14 protein-coding genes, 1 tRNA gene and 1 pseudogene are annotated in these 14,460 nt (G+C 72.2%); 9 read left to right on the top strand and 7 right to left on the bottom strand.

Annotated features, from left to right (window positions below):
* Positions 1-108 precede the first annotated feature (108 nt).
* From rplK to QUE38_RS10325, 5 genes are all read right to left on the bottom strand, one after another.
* Positions 109-537, bottom strand: a complete 429-nt coding sequence (gene rplK / locus QUE38_RS10345) for a 50S ribosomal protein L11 (RefSeq protein WP_281882791.1) — start codon at positions 535-537, stop codon at positions 109-111.
* Between the two features lie 114 nt (positions 538-651).
* Entirely contained in the window at positions 652-1,575 is a 924-nt protein-coding gene (gene nusG / locus QUE38_RS10340) for a transcription termination/antitermination protein NusG (protein WP_286308002.1), read from the bottom strand.
* Between the two features lie 63 nt (positions 1,576-1,638).
* Positions 1,639-1,914, bottom strand: a complete 276-nt coding sequence (gene secE / locus QUE38_RS10335; RefSeq protein ID WP_286308000.1) for a preprotein translocase subunit SecE — start codon at positions 1,912-1,914, stop codon at positions 1,639-1,641.
* 40 nt (positions 1,915-1,954) lie between these two features.
* Positions 1,955-2,027 (bottom strand) — tRNA-Trp (locus QUE38_RS10330).
* Between the two features lie 160 nt (positions 2,028-2,187).
* On the bottom strand, positions 2,188-3,126 hold the full coding sequence (locus QUE38_RS10325; RefSeq protein ID WP_286307998.1) for a hypothetical protein: 939 nt from the start codon (positions 3,124-3,126) through the stop codon (positions 2,188-2,190).
* A 111-nt stretch (positions 3,127-3,237) separates the two neighbouring features.
* Here QUE38_RS10325 and QUE38_RS10320 point away from each other — a divergent pair, with 111 nt between their 5' ends.
* The gene (locus QUE38_RS10320; RefSeq protein ID WP_286307996.1) at positions 3,238-4,464 is read left to right on the top strand and encodes a pyridoxal phosphate-dependent aminotransferase; all 1,227 of its coding nucleotides are present in this window, start codon (positions 3,238-3,240) and stop codon (positions 4,462-4,464) included.
* 10 nt (positions 4,465-4,474) lie between these two features.
* Positions 4,475-5,986: a dGTP triphosphohydrolase gene (gene dgt / locus QUE38_RS10315; RefSeq protein WP_286307995.1), complete on the top strand. Its 1,512-nt coding sequence runs from the start codon at positions 4,475-4,477 to the stop codon at positions 5,984-5,986.
* Here the strand turns inward: dgt and QUE38_RS10310 are convergent.
* Positions 5,974-6,858, bottom strand: a complete 885-nt coding sequence (locus QUE38_RS10310) for a LysR family transcriptional regulator ArgP (RefSeq protein ID WP_286307993.1) — start codon at positions 6,856-6,858, stop codon at positions 5,974-5,976. The two genes, dgt and QUE38_RS10310, sit on opposite strands and share 13 nt — an antisense overlap.
* A gap of 19 nt (positions 6,859-6,877) precedes the next feature.
* Between QUE38_RS10310 and QUE38_RS10305 the strand changes: the two are divergent.
* Positions 6,878-7,614 (top strand): annotated as a pseudogene (locus tag QUE38_RS10305) (LysE/ArgO family amino acid transporter).
* Positions 7,615-7,867: 253 nt separating this feature from the next.
* On the top strand, positions 7,868-8,872 hold the full coding sequence (locus QUE38_RS10300; RefSeq protein WP_286307992.1) for an isopenicillin N synthase family dioxygenase: 1,005 nt from the start codon (positions 7,868-7,870) through the stop codon (positions 8,870-8,872).
* Here QUE38_RS10300 and QUE38_RS10295 read toward each other — a convergent pair.
* Positions 8,869-9,810 carry a LysR family transcriptional regulator gene (locus QUE38_RS10295; RefSeq protein ID WP_286307990.1) on the bottom strand — a complete coding sequence of 314 codons (942 nt, stop codon included), beginning with the start codon at positions 9,808-9,810 and terminating at the stop codon, positions 8,869-8,871. The genes QUE38_RS10300 and QUE38_RS10295 overlap by 4 nt on opposite strands.
* A gap of 23 nt (positions 9,811-9,833) precedes the next feature.
* On the opposite strand from QUE38_RS10295, the gene QUE38_RS10290 reads away from it, so the two are divergent.
* The 5 genes from QUE38_RS10290 to QUE38_RS10270 all read left to right on the top strand — a co-directional run bounded on the left by QUE38_RS10290 (position 9,834) and on the right by QUE38_RS10270 (position 14,454).
* Positions 9,834-10,805: an EamA family transporter gene (locus QUE38_RS10290; RefSeq protein ID WP_286307989.1), complete on the top strand. Its 972-nt coding sequence runs from the start codon at positions 9,834-9,836 to the stop codon at positions 10,803-10,805.
* A gap of 96 nt (positions 10,806-10,901) precedes the next feature.
* Positions 10,902-11,825 (top strand): ABC transporter ATP-binding protein, encoded by a 924-nt coding sequence (locus QUE38_RS10285; RefSeq protein ID WP_286307987.1) that lies wholly within the window; start codon positions 10,902-10,904, stop codon positions 11,823-11,825.
* Positions 11,826-11,830: 5 nt separating this feature from the next.
* Positions 11,831-12,631 (top strand): ABC transporter permease, encoded by an 801-nt coding sequence (locus QUE38_RS10280; RefSeq protein ID WP_433996895.1) that lies wholly within the window; start codon positions 11,831-11,833, stop codon positions 12,629-12,631.
* Between the two features lie 12 nt (positions 12,632-12,643).
* Positions 12,644-13,810, top strand: a complete 1,167-nt coding sequence (locus tag QUE38_RS10275) for a sensor histidine kinase (protein WP_286307982.1) — start codon at positions 12,644-12,646, stop codon at positions 13,808-13,810.
* Positions 13,807-14,454 carry a response regulator gene (locus QUE38_RS10270; RefSeq protein ID WP_286307980.1) on the top strand — a complete coding sequence of 216 codons (648 nt, stop codon included), beginning with the start codon at positions 13,807-13,809 and terminating at the stop codon, positions 14,452-14,454. Before QUE38_RS10275 ends, QUE38_RS10270 begins: the two co-directional genes overlap by 4 nt.
* Positions 14,455-14,460: the final 6 nt, after the last annotated feature.

Here is a 14,460-nt window from a genome sequence, read left to right as displayed (position 1 = left end):
TTGGTTCTCCTTGAAGAGTGTGTGGTCATCGCGCCTGGCCGGCGCTGCCACGAAAAATGTCTGGTGACGAGCGGATGCCGCTTGGCGGAGGCATCCGCTGATCGAGGCTTACTCGACCGTGATGCCCATCGAACGAGCGGTGCCCGCGATGATCTTCGACGCGGCGTCGATGTCGTTCGCGTTGAGGTCGGCCATCTTCTGCTGCGCGATCTCGCGGACCTGGTCCTGCGAGATCTTGCCGACCTTGGTCGTGTGCGGAACGCCCGAGCCCTTGGCCACGCCTGCGGCCTTCTTGATGAGCTCTGCGGCCGGCGGGGTCTTGAGCACGAACGTGAACGAGCGGTCCTCGTACACGGTGATCTCGACGGGGATCACGTTGCCGCGCTGCGACTCGGTCGCGGCGTTGTACGCCTTGCAGAACTCCATGATGTTCACGCCGTGCTGACCCAGTGCGGGGCCGATGGGCGGAGCGGGGTTCGCGGCGCCGGCGTTGATCTGAAGCTTGATCAGACCAGTGACCTTCTTCTTCGGTGCCATGGTTTTCTCTCTTTCTGTTCGAACGCCCCAGGCGGGGCACTCTCCCGCGCGCCCGGCCTGTCCGGGCGGCGGTGGTCTGGATGTCTGTGGTCGCTCTGCGGCGGCGGGTGCCCGCTAGAGCTTGGTGACCTGGTCGAAGCTGAGCTCGACCGGGGTCTCGCGCTCGAACAGGGAGACGAGCACCGTGAGCTTGCCGCTCTCGGGCTTGATCTCGCTGATCGAACCGGGCAGGCCCGCGAACGAGCCGTCCTTGATGGTGATCGTCTCGCCGACCTCGAAGTCGACCTCGGCGGGGATCGGACGCGCCGCGGCGGTGCCGCCCGCGGCCTTGCCGGCCTTGACGGGCGCCTCCTTGGGCTCGACGAGGCTCTTCAGCATGCCGAAGGCCTCCTCGAAGCGGAGCGGGGTCGGGTTGTGCGCGTTGCCCACGAAGCCGGTGACGCCGGGAGTGTGGCGGATGACCGACCAGCTCTCCTCGTTGAGCTCCATGCGCACGAGCACGTAGCCCGGGATGCGCACGCGGTTGACCATCTTGCGCTGGCCGTTCTTGATCTCGACCACGTCTTCCATGGGGACCTCGACCTGGTAGACGTAGTCGGCCATGGCCATGGTCTCGCGACGCTGCTCGATGTTCGCCTTCACGCGACGCTCGAAGCCGGCGTAGGAGTGGATGACGTACCACTTGCCCGGGAGGAAGCGCAGCTCGCGGCGGAACTCCTCGTAGGGGTCGTGCGCCTCTTCCTCTTCCTCCTCGGTGGCCTCGGCCGCAGCCTCGGCCTCCTCGGCGCTGTCGATGTCGAGTGCGTCGTCGACGACGGCGTCGGCCTCGGGGTCCGCCGCCTCGGCGAGCGAGTCGAGCACGGCGTCGAGGTCGACGTCGTTGCCCTCGTCGTCGACGATGTGCACCGCGCGGTGCTCGGCGGGCTCGGAGGACTGCTCGTCGCGCTGCAGCGAGTTGCCCTCCTGGGCCTCGTCGTCCTCGGACGACTGCTCGGCAGCGGTCGCCCAGTCGACGTCCTCGCGCTCAGTCTTTGCCACGTGTTCTCAGTCCTTCGATTTCGGTTCGGGCGCGGAACGATCCGCGCGTCAGGCCGCCCGGATCTAGACGCCCGGCGTACCGAAGACGTAGAGGACGACCCAGCTGAAGACCTGGTCGAGACCCCAGACGATGCCCATCATGATGAGCACGAACACCAGCACGACGATGGTGAAGTTCACCAGTTCGCGCCGGGTCGGGGTGACGACCTTCTTCAGTTCTGCGATGACCTGTCGGATGAACAGGGCGATCCGGGCGAACGGATTGCGCTGTGCGGCGCGATCCTGCTTCGCCTTGGCGACGATGTCCTCGCTGGGTTCGTCGGTTACTTTTCGGGCCACCTCGTACACCTTTCATGGGCCGGCATTGCCTGCCGACTCGCAGGGCGGACAGGACTCGAACCTGCAACCTGCGGTTTTGGAGACCGCTGCTCTACCAATTGAGCCACCGCCCTTCGGTCGCGTGCGAGGCGACCGCCGGGGTGTGAACGACTTCGCTCCTCGTGCGCTTCACACCGGGATTCGCACCCGATTGCAGGCACAGAGAAGCTTGGCTGCGTTCACAACCTCAGACAGTCTAGGTGATGCCGCGCGGCCAGTCCAACCGAGGCGGGCTCAGCCCCAGGTCTGGCCCGAACGCGCGGCGAGGCGCTTCAGCAGCGCGGGCCGTGCGAGCACCCACGCGGCGACCATCGCCACGAGCGACGCGGCGAAGACCGCGAACCCGAGCCAGGTCTCGGTGTCGCGCGCGAGGTACATGTGGTCGAGGTTGCGCAGCATGCCGGTCGTGAGCACGAGCACCGTGTGCACCGCGGTGAAGACCAGGAAGTAGAGCATGACCGGGTAGTGCAGGGCGCGCGCGAGCCGCTCGGGGAACCAGCGGTTCAGGCGAGGGGCGTCCTGCGGCCACACCGACGACAGCCGGAGGCCCGTGGCGAACGCGAGCGGCGCGGCGATGAAGACGGTCGCGAAGTACGACAGCAGCTGCAGCCCGTTGTAGGTCGCCCAACCGTCGTGCACCGGCCAGTCGAGCGAGGCGTACTGGATGCCGGCGGAGATCGCGTTCGGCACGATGTCCCAGCTCGTGGGCACGATGCGCATCCACGCGCCGGTCGCGAACAGCAGCACGACGTAGACGACGCCGTTCAGCATCCAGAGCGCGTCGACCCAGAGGTGCAGCCAGAGGTCGATGCCGATGCGGCGCGGGGCGCCCTTGGTGCGGATGCCCCGGGTGTTGTCGCGCCGCCAGAAGACCTTCGGCCGCTGCTTCGCCCGCAGCACGAGGCCGGTCTTCACGAGCAGCACGAGGAAGAACGCGTTCAGGAAGTGCTGCCAGGCGAGCCACGCGGGGATGCCGATCGGTGCCCCCTCGGGCAGTTCCGACGTGCCCGGGTAGGTGCCGATGAACTCGTCGATCGCCGGGAGGGTGCGCAGCCACTGGGCTGCGAGCACGACCACGACCAGCGCGACGAGCGCGACGGCCGACCACAGCGCGACCGACCGCCATCGGGGGCGGCGGCTGCCCGTGGCATCCGATCGAGTGGTGGTGTGCATCGAGTGACCATTCTCGCAACCGGCGGGCGCCCCGGCGAACCGTCCGGACGCAGTGCGTCATCGAGACTCGCCGTCCTGCCCGCGGCATCCGCTGCTCGGTAGGCTGGACGGGTGACCGAGCAGCACCGCCTCTCCGCCCGTATCGCCGCGATCGCCGAGTCCGCGACCCTCAAGGTCGACGCCAAGGCGAAGGCCCTGAAGGCCGAGGGAAGACCGATCATCTCGTACGCCGCGGGCGAGCCCGACTTCGCGACGCCCGAGCACATCGTCGAGGCCGCGCTGGAAGCCGTGCGCGACCCGCGCAACCACCGCTACACGCCCGCGGCCGGCCTGCCCGACCTGCGCGAGGCGGTCGCCGCGAAGACGCTGCGCGACTCGGGCCTCGAGGTCGCGCCGAACCAGGTGGTCGTGACCAACGGCGGCAAGCAGGCGGTGTACCAGGCGTTCCAGGTGCTCGTCGACCCGGGCGACGAGGTGCTCGTGCCGACCCCGTACTGGACCACGTACCCGGAGGCGATCGGGCTGACCGGCGGCACGCAGGTCGACGTGTTCGCGGGCGCCGACCAGGGCTACCGGGTCACGGTCGACCAGCTCGAGGCGGCGCGCACCGAGCGCACCAAGGTGCTGCTGCTCGTCTCGCCGTCGAACCCGACGGGCGCCGTCTACACGACCGAGCAGATCCGCGCGATCGGCGAGTGGGCGCTCGAGCACGGCATCTTCGTGGTGACCGACGAGATCTACCAGAACCTCACCTATGCCGACATCGACGGCGACCCGGATGCCGCGCCGCCGCGCGCGACCTCGATCGTGGAGGCCGTGCCCGAGCTGGCCGACCGCACCATCCTGGTGAACGGCGTCGCGAAGACCTACGCCATGACCGGCTGGCGCGTGGGCTGGATGGTCGGCCCCGCCGACCTGATCAAGGGCGCCGCGAACCTGCAGTCGCACCTCACCTCGAACGTGTCGAACATCTCGCAGCGTGCCGCGATCGCCGCGCTGAACGGACCGCAGGAGCCGGTCGAGGAGATGCGTCGCGCGTTCGACCGCCGCCGGCGCACGATCGTCGCCGAGCTGTCGAAGATCGACGGCGTCACCGTGCCCGTGCCCGAGGGCGCGTTCTACGTCTACCCCGACGTGAGCGGGCTGCTCGGCCGCGAGTGGGGCGGCACGACGCCGACCAGCTCGCTCGAGCTCGCCGACCTCATGCTCGAGCAGGCCGAGGTGGCCGCGGTGCCCGGCGAGGCGTTCGGCCCGAGCGGCTACCTCCGGCTCAGCTACGCGCTCGGCGACAACGCCCTGCTCGAGGGCGTGCAGCGCCTGCAGCGCCTGTTCGCGTAAGGCCCCGCCGATGGCGCGCGCGAGTCGCATCGTCCCGGAGCCGCCGAGCAGCGCCGACGTGGTCGGCGAGCACTCGCAGTTCCGCCTCGACCTCGAGCGCGTGCGCTTCTCGCCGTATTTCTCGCGCCTGTCGGCCGTCACCCAGGTGATCGGCCAGCCGGGCGCGGGCCCGCTCATCCACAACCGGCTGAGCCACTCCATCAAGGTCACGGCGGTGGCGCGCGCGATCGCCGTGTCGATGGTCGATGCGGATGCCCCGACGCACGCGTTCGCGGTCGAGCACGGGTGCGACGCGGTGGCCGTGCAGGCCGCGGCCAGCGCCCACGACCTCGGGCACCCGCCGTTCGGGCACCTCGGCGAGCGCGTGCTCGACCGGCTCGCGCGCGACACGCTGGGCCTGCCCGACGGCTTCGAGGGCAACGCGCAGACCTACCGGATCCTCGCCACGCTCGACGTGAGCGAGGCCGCGCCGCTCGGGCTGAACCTCACCGCCGCGGTGCGCAGCGCGGTCGCGAAGTACCCGTGGACGGCGCACCTCGACGCCGCGGCGCTCGGCGACGGCCCGCTCCCGCGCGGGCTCACGCGCACGCCTCGCGGCCCACGGGTGGCGAAGTACTCGGCCTACGGCATCGACGCCGCCGACCTGCAGGCGGCCCGCCAGGGGCATCCGGCCCTGAAGCAGACCCTCGAGTGCTCGATCATGGACATCGCCGACGACATCGCATACTCGATCCACGACGTCGACGACTTCCACCGCGCGGGGCTCCTCGGCCAGGGCGCGGTCGCGCGCGAGTTCCGCGGCTGGATCGAGGACGGCGTGGCACTGCGCCGGCTCGACGACGAGGCGCTGCGCGGGCGCACGGCCCCGGCCGGCAGCGCGCTCGAGGGCCTGCGCCGGAAGCTCCGCCGCGGCGACCCGTGGATCGCCGACGACGACGCCTTCCGCGAGGCCGTCGGGGTGGTCGCCGACGACCTGGTCGACGGCCTGCTCGCGAGCCCGTTCGACGGCTCGATCGCGTCGGAGCGCGCGCTGTCGTCGTTCACGAACCGCTGGATCGGCCACCTGCAGGCGTCGGTCGAGCCGGCTCCACCGGACGTCGTGCGCGCGGGCCCGGTGACGCTGGACCGACGCGCCTGGCACGAGGTCGAGATCCTGAAGTTCGTGCACCGGCACTTCATCCTCGACCGCTCCGACATCGTGATGTACCAGCGCGGCCTCAGCCGCGTGCTCACCCGCGCGGTCAAGGGCCTCACGGCGTGGCTCCACGACGAGGACGACCGCGACCGCGTGCCGCAGCGGCTGCGCGAGCTCGTCGAGATCGCGATCGACGGGTACGCCGCGATCCGCGTCGACCGGCCGGAGGGCGTGCCGCTGCCCGAGGCGTCGGCGCTGCGCGCGCTCGGCATCGGCCGTGGCGTGATCGACTACGTCGCCTCGCTCTCCGACGACCAGGCGTTCGCGGTGTCGGAGGCGATCGACGGACGGCCCGACCGGTTGTGGGACGTCGGTCACAACCTCTGAGCGGCCTCCACTGCGAGGGCCTCGGCCACGGCGTCGAGCAGCGGCGAGCCGAGGTTCCACTGCTGCCAGTACAGCGGCACGTCGATCGGCGGCCCGCCGAGCGCGACGAGGCTGCCGTCGGCGAGCTCGGCGTCCGACTGGAAGCCGGGCAGCAGGCCCCAGCCGAGGCCGAGCTTGACGGCGGCGGCGAAGTCGTTCGAGGCGGGCACGAAGTGCCGGGGCGAGCCGGCCGCGTCGATGGCGCGGGCGTGCAGGTACTGCGCCTGGAGGTCGTCCCGGCGGTCGAGGTCGACGCGTGGCGCGCGGGCGAGCGCTGCCCCGTCGGCGCCGACGCCCCAGCGGGCGACGTAGTCGGGCGTCGCCACGGCCGTGTACCGCATCACGCCGAGCGGCCGCACGAGGCATCCGGCCACCGGCTCGGCCCGCGAGGTGACCGCCCCCATGACCGTGCCCGACTCGAGCAGCCCCGCGGTGAAGTCCTGGTCGTCGCGGTGCAGGTCGAACACGACCGGGTGCCGGCGCTCCACGCCCGCGAGCGCGGGCAGGAACCAGGTGGCGAGCGAGTCGGCGTTGACGGCGAGCGGCACGACGGCGGGGCGGTCGGATGCCTCGGAGTCGCCGCCGAACGCCGCGAGCGCGTCGCGCTCGAGCAGCGCGAGCTGCCGCGCGAGCCGCACGATCGGCTCGCCCGCCTCGGTGGCGCGCACGGGCTTCGCGCGCACGACGAGCACGCGGCCGAGTCGCTGCTCGAGCTGCTTGACGCGCTGGGAGACGGCGGACGGGGTGATCGAGAGGTCGGCGGCCGCGGCCTCGAACGTGCCGGCGTCGACGACCGCGGCGAGCGTGCGGGCGAGGTCGAGCGGAATTTCCATGAAGCGATGCTAATGGTGCATGAGAATCCTGAGCTGGATTTCATGCCGGTCGACGCCTAGCGTCGCATCCGTGGACCTCACCGTGCTCGCCGCGGGCTTCGGCCTCGGCCTCTCCCTCATCATCGCCATCGGCGCGCAGAACGTGTTCGTGCTGCGCCAGGGCATCCGTCGCGAGCACGTGCTCGCCGTCGTGGTGCTGTGCGCGGCGAGCGACGCGGTGCTCATCCTGGCGGGCGTCGGCGGCATGGGCGCGGCGATCCAGGCCGTGCCGTGGCTCGTCGACGTGGCGCGGTGGGCCGGCGCGCTGTTCGTGGCCGGGTACGGCGTGCTCGCGGCCCGGCGCGCGATCCGCGGCAGCGACGAGGGCTTCGTGGTCGACGACCGGGCGGATGCCTCGGAGGCGCCCGCGCCCTCGGGCGGCGCCGGCTCAGTGGCATCCGTCACCACCGCCGCATCCACCCGCCAGGCAGCACGCCTGCTGCCGGTCGTGCTCACCTGCCTCGCGCTCACGTGGCTCAACCCGCACGTCTACCTCGACACCGTCGTGCTGCTCGGCTCGATCGGCGCGACCTACGGCACCGAACGCTGGACCTTCGCGCTCGGCGCCGTGCTCGGCAGCGTCGTCTGGTTCGCCGCGCTCGGCTACGGCGCCAGGCTGCTCGGCGGCGTGCTCGCGAGCCCCGCGCGTGGCGCGTGCTCGACGGGTTCATCGCGATCGTGATGTTCGCGATCGCCGTGTCGCTCGTGCTACCGTGACCTCATCGTGAGCACCTTCTCCTGTCGCTGCTGTCGCCGCTAGGCGGTCGTCTCCCCGACGACCCCAGGGCGCGATTCTTCCGCGCCGCCGACCGCAGCCCGCTCACGCCGCATCCGACGCGCCCGCGTCCGCCCAGCGGCATCCGCTCCCGGGGTCTCCCACCCGAACGGATGCCACGAGGCAGACACAGCAGGATGCCGGGGCCGCATCGACGGCGCACCCTCTCCCGGCACCCCTGAAAGGACCGTCATCATGACCGGCATCCCCGTACTCGACCTCTCCCTGCTGAACGGCACGCCCGCCCAGCAGGACGCGTTCCGCGACGACCTGCGCCGCGCGACCCACGAGGTCGGCTTCTTCTCGCTCGTGGGCCACGGCGTGCCCGCCGAGCTCATCGACCGCGCCTACGAGGTCGCACGCGCCTTCTTCGCCCTGCCCGAGTCGCACAAGCTCGCCATCGAGAACGTCAACAGCCCGCACTTCCGCGGGTACACGCGCATGGGCGGCGAGCGCACGCAGGGCCGCGTCGACATCCGCGAGCAGATCGACATCGGCGCCGAGCGTCCCGCCGTGGCCACGGGCGACGACGTGCCCGACTACTGGGCGCTGCAGGGCCCGAACCTCTGGCCCGAGGCGCTGCCCGAGCTGCGCGAGGTCGCCGAGGAGTGGATCGCGCGCCTCGACGAGGTCGGCACCCGCCTGCTGCGTGCCTGGGCCGAGGCGCTCGGGGCGCCCGCCGACACGTTCGACGCCGCCTTCACGCCGTCGACGCCGTACCTGAAGGTCGTGCGCTACCCCGGCGTCGAGGCCGAGCAGCCCGCGCAGGGCGTCGGCGCGCACAAGGACCTCGGCGTGCTCACGCTGCTCTCGGTCGAGGAGGGCAAGGCGGGCCTCCAGGTCGAGAAGGACGGCGAGTGGATCGACGTGACCCCGCTGCCCGGCGCCTTCGTCGTGAACATCGGCGAGCTGCTCGAGATCGCGACCGACGGCTACCTGAAGGCCACGCTGCACCGGGTCGTCTCGCCCGAGCCCGGCACCGAGCGCATCTCCATCCCCTACTTCCACGGCCCGTCGCTCGACGCGCGCATCCCGTCGATCGAGCTGCCGCCGGCGCTCGCCGCGGAGGCCGCGGGCGCGACCGACGACCCGGCGAACCCGCTGCACGCCGTGTTCGGCGAGAACTGGCTGAAGAGCCGGCTGCGCGCGCACCCGAACGTGGTCGAGGCGCAGCATCCGCACCTGCTCGTCGGGGCCTAGCCTCCCGCGACCGATCCGGCACCGGCGGCCGCGACCCGCAGGGCATCGACGACCCTGCGGATCGCGGGGCTGCCCGAGCGCGCGGCACGGGTGACGACCGAGACCTGGCGCACCTGGCTGCCGTCGGCGAGCGGCACGGCGACGGCGCCCTCGGGCAGCGGCGACCGGCCGAGTCGCGGCACGAGGCAGATCGCGACCTCGCTCGCCGCGAGCGACGCGAGCGACGCGAAGTCGGGGTCCTCGGCGACGATGCGCGGCACGCGGCCGAGGTCGGCGAAGAGGCGCAGCAGCGCCTCGTGGCAGATCGCGCCGCGCGGGGTGCTCCCCCACGCCTCGTCGACGAGGGCGTGGCGGTCGACGGTCGGCCCGGTGGCGAGCGGGTGGGTGCGCCAGAGCACCACGTCGGCGACGTCGCGGCAGACCGGTTCGCGCACCAGCCCGTCGGGCACGACGAGCGGCACCGAGTCCCAGTCGTGCACGATCGCGAGGTCGACGTCGCCGCGGTCGACGAGCACGACCGCCTCGAACGGGTCGACGCTCGAGACGCGCAGGTCGACGGGCACGGATGCCTCTTGTCCGGCCTCCGCCTCGGCCGCGCGCAGCGCCTGCACGGCGGGTCCGACGAGTCCGCGCGTGGCGGTCGAGAACGAGGCGACGCGCACCGGGGCGGCCCCGGTGCCGGTGCCCGCACCGCCGGCGACGAGCTGCTGCATGGCGTCGAGCACCGCGCGCCCCTCGTGGGCGACCACGCGCCCGCGCTCGGTGAGCAGCACCCCGCGGCCGCGCCGTTCGAGCAGCGCGTCGCCGAGCTCGCCCTCGAGCCGCTTCACCTGCTGCGAGACCGCCGACGGCGTGTAGCCGAGCGCCTCCGCAGCGGCGGCCACGCTGCCGTGCTGTGCCACGCCGACGAGCGCGCGCAGTCCCTGCGGGTCGATCATGCAGCGATGCTACGCGATACGCGGTGAGAATCGGAACTGGTGCTGCACGATTCGGCGGGCGACGATGGAACCATGACCACCCGCCACACCCTGCTCGCCGTGCTCGTCGCGGTCATCTGGGGGTCAACTTCCTCGCGATCGACCTCGGGCTGCGCGACACCCCGCCGCTCGTGCTCGTCGCCCTGCGCTTCGCCGCGGTCGCCGTGCCGCTCGTCTTCATCGTGCCGAAGCCCGACGTGCCGTGGCGCACCATCCTCGCGCTCGGCGGGTTCATGAGCCTCGGCCAGTTCGCCTTCGTGTTCACCGCCATGCACCTCGGGCTCCCCACCGGCCTCGCGCCCGTGGTGCTCCAGAGCCAGATGATCTTCACCATCGCGATCGCCGCCATGGTGCTGCACGAACGCCCCACCCGCGTGCAGCTCGCCGGCGCCGCGGTCGGCCTCGCGGGACTCGTCGTGGTCGGCGTCGGACGCATGGACGGCGCGGGCATCGCCGCGCTGCTCCCCCTCGCGCTCTGCCTCGCCGGGGCGCTCAGCTGGGGAATCGGCAACGTCGTCGCGCGCAGCGCGCCCCCGTCGAACGGGCTCGGCCTGGTCGTCTGGTCGGCGCTCGTGGTCCCGCTCCCCGCCCTCGCGGCGAGCCTCGTCGTCGACGGGCCCGCTGCCGTCGGCGAGGCGTTCACGACGCTCGGCTGGGAGACGCTCGTCTCGGTCGCCTACACCGCCGGGGCGGCATCCCTCGTCGGCTACAGCATCTGGAACGCCCTGCTCAGCCGCTACCCCGCCGCCGACGTCGTGCCGTTCACGCTGCTCGTGCCGCCCGTCGGACTCGCCTCGGCGTGGCTCGTGCTGGGCGAGGCGCCCAACGCGCTGGAGCTCGCCGGCAGCGCGCTGCTCGTGGCGGGCGTGGCCGTGCCGACGCTCGTGGACCTGCGCAGGCGGCGCCGACGAGGCATCCGCTCGCCGATCACACCCGCGGTCGAACGCAGCGGCTGAGCGCCTCCACGGACCCCGCATCCCCCGATCGGTGGATGCCGGAAATCCGGCGTCCGGGCGCTACCGGGCGGCATCCGTCGCTGCCACCGTGGAAGCATGAACGAGACGGATGCCGCGAAGAGCGGCCGAGACGAGGCACCGGCGCTGTACGTGCGCGGCCTCACCAAGCACTACGGGTCCGTCGCCGCGGTCGACGACATCACGTTCGAGATCGCACGCGGCGAGACCTTCGCACTGCTCGGGCCGAACGGCGCGGGCAAGTCCACCACCATCGAGATCCTCGAGGGATACCGCAAGCGCTCCGGCGGCGAGGCATCCGTACTGGGTGTCGACCCGGCCCACGGCAAGCTCGACTGGAAGGCGCGGCTCGGCATCGTGCTGCAGTCGACCGGCGAGCAGGGCGCCTTCACCGTGCGCGAGCAGCTCGCCCACTTCGCCGGGTTCTACCCGAACCCGCGCGACGTCGACGAGGTCATCGCCGCGGTCGGGCTCGAGCACAAGGCCAAGACCCGCATCGCCAAGCTGTCCGGCGGGCAGCGCCGACGCGTCGACGTGGCGCTCGGCATCGTCGGGCGGCCCGAGCTGCTGTTCCTCGACGAGCCCACCACGGGCTTCGACCCGCAGGCACGGCGCGACTTCTGGACCCTGATCCGCAACCTGAAGCGCGAGGGCACGACCATCCTGCTCACGACGCACTACCTCGACGAGGCGGCGCAGCTGAGCGACCGGGCCGGCGTCATCGCCGGCGGCAAGCTGGTCGACATCGGCGCGATCGACGAGATCGGCGGCGCCGAGGCGCGGGTGCCGATCGTGCGTTGGCACGAGGCCGACGGCACCCCGCGCGAGGAGCGCACCCACACCCCGGGCACCCTGGTCGCCGCGATCGTGGACCGCATCGGGCGCGAGCCCGCGGGCCTCGAGATCGTGCGCCCCAGCCTGGAGGACATCTACCTGGAACTCGTCGGCGAGGCCGCCGAGCTGTCGCACGAGGAGCAGACCGAGGAGGTCGCAGCATCATGAGCATCATGACCACCGGCGCTTCGCGCGTCGGCTACGAGACCAAGGGGTACTTCCGCACCCCCGACGCGGTGTTCTTCACCTTCCTGTTCCCGGTGGTGATGCTGGCGATCTTCGCGACCGCCTTCAGCTCCATGGGCGACATCACCCCCGGGCCCGGCCAGGAGGGCGTGAGCTTCGCCGCCTACTACCTGCCCGGCCTCCTCGCCGCCGGCCTGCTGCTCTCGGGCGTGCAGAACCTCGCGGTCGACATCGCGGGCGAGAAGGGCGACGGCACCCTCAAGCGCCTCGGCGGCACCCCGCTGTCGCCGATCGCGTTCTTCATCGGCAAGATGGGCCAGGTCTTCGTGACCGCCGTCATGCAGGCAGCACTGCTGCTCGCGGTGGCCGCGATCTTCTTCGGCGTCGCGCTCCCGACGGAGCCGTCGAAGTGGGTCACGTTCGCGTGGGTGTTCGTGCTCGGCATCGCCACCTCGGCGCTGCTCGGCGTGGCCCTGTCGGCGGTGCCCCGGTCGGCCAAGTCGGCGACCGCGGTCGTGATCCCGATCGTGCTGGTGCTCCAGTTCATCTCGGGCGTCTACCTGCAGTTCTACCAACTGCCCGAGTGGATGCAGAACATCGCCAGCGTCTTCCCGCTGAAGTGGATGGCGCAGGGCATGCGCGCCGTGTTCCTGCCCGAGGACTTCGAGGTGCTCGAGCAGACCGGCACCTGGGACCTGGGCGGCGTCGCCATCGCGCTGCTGATCTGGTTGGTCGTCGGACTCGTGATCTCGCGGGTGACGTTCCGCTGGATCCGCCGGGACGCGTGACAGGCTGAGGTCATGGGCGGACAGCGCTGGTGGGACCTCGCGGCGGCGGCTACGGCCGTCGCCGCGGTGGCGTTCTCGTTCATCGACCCGCCGTACGGCTCCGAGGAGTGGGGCGCGATCGGGGCGACGGCAGGGTTCATCGTCGTCTACCTGACCGTCGCCAGGCGGTGGCTCACCGGCCCGACCCAGCTGCACCACCTCTGGCCCACCGCGGCCCTCGCGGCCGTGCTCGGGGTCGGCGTCGCGTTCGAACCGTCGTACGCGATCGTGCAGGCGTTCATCTACCCGTTCGCGTGGTGGACCGCCGCAACCGTCCGCCTCGCCGTGCTCGCCAACCTGCTGCCGGCCGCGGCGATCGTGCTCGGCTACGCCATCCGCGCGGGCCTCGACGGCCTCCTGCTGGGCCTCGCGATCGCCGTCCTCTCGCTCGCCGGGTCGCTCGCGCTGGGGTTCTGGATCTCGCGCATCGCCGCCTACGGGGCCGAGCGCGCGAGGCTGCTCGACGAGCTGCAGGCCGCGCAGGGCGAGCTGGCCGCGATGCACCGCGACGCGGGCGTGTCGACCGAGCGCGAGCGGCTGGCGCGCGAGATCCACGACACCATCGCGCAGTCGCTCACGGGGCTCGTGATGGTGGCCCAGCGCACCCGCAACGAGCTCGCTCGCGGGTCGGCGGCGAGCGTCGCGGCGGCCGAGGCAGACGTCGAACTCATCGAGCAGATGGCGCGGGACGCGCTCACCGAGGCCCGGTCGCTCGTGGCGTCGATGGCTCCCGTGCGGGTCGAGTCGACGCTCGCCGAGGCGCTTGCGCGGCTCGGGCAGCGGTTCGCCCGCGAGACGGGCGTCGCGGTGCAGACGGCGGCGGATGCCTCGGGACTCGACCGCGAACTCGAGGTCGTGCTGCTGCGCTGCGCCCAGGAGGGGCTCGCGAACGTGCGGAAGCACTCGCACGCCGCGCGCGCATCGATCGAGGTCGCTGCGAGCGCGCGCGAGGTCGTGCTCACGGTACTCGACGACGGCGTCGGGCCGGGCGACGACCCCGGCGGCGACGGCGGCTTCGGCGTCGCGGGCATGCGCGACCGGGTCGCGCTCGTGGGCGGCACCGTATCGCTCGAGCCGGGCCCGGCGGGCGGCACGGCGCTCACGGTGGTCGTGCCACTCGGAGCGGAGGTGCCCGCATGATCCGCATCATCGTGGCCGACGACCACCCCATCGTGCGGGGCGGCCTGGCCGGCATGCTCGCGGCGCTCGACGACATGGAGGTCGTGGCCGAGGCATCCGACGGGCTCGAAGCCGTGCGCCTCGCGGCCGAGCACTCCCCCGACCTCGTGCTCATGGACCTCCGGATGCCCGGGCTCGACGGCGCTGCCGCGACCGAGCGCATACTCGCCGCCTCGGCCGAGACGGGCACCGCCACCCGGGTGCTCGTGCTCACGACCTACGAGACCGACGACCACATCATCGGCGCGATCGAGGCGGGCGCCTCGGGCTACCTGCTGAAGGCCGCCCCGCAGGACGAGATCGTCGCCGGCGTGCGCGCGGTCGCGGCCGGCGAGACCGTGCTCGCTCCGTCGATCGCCGCGAAGCTCGTCGCGCGCGTGCGCACGGGCGCCGGCCCCGCTGCATCCGACACCCCCGGCCTCTCGCCGCGCGAGCTCGAGGTGCTGCGCCTCGTCGCCGACGGCCGCAGCAACCCCGCCATCGCGGCCGAGCTGTTCATCGGCGAGGCCACCGTGAAGACGCACCTGCAGCACGTCTTCGAGAAGCTCGACGTCTCCGACCGCACTCGCGCCGTCACCCGCGCGATGGAGCTCGGCCTGCTGTAGGAGCCG

The sequence above is a fragment of the Agromyces mangrovi genome, assembly GCF_030296695.1.
In the GTDB taxonomy this organism is placed as follows: domain Bacteria; phylum Actinomycetota; class Actinomycetes; order Actinomycetales; family Microbacteriaceae; genus Agromyces; species Agromyces mangrovi.
This window is presented reverse-complemented; position numbering and strand designations above follow the sequence as displayed.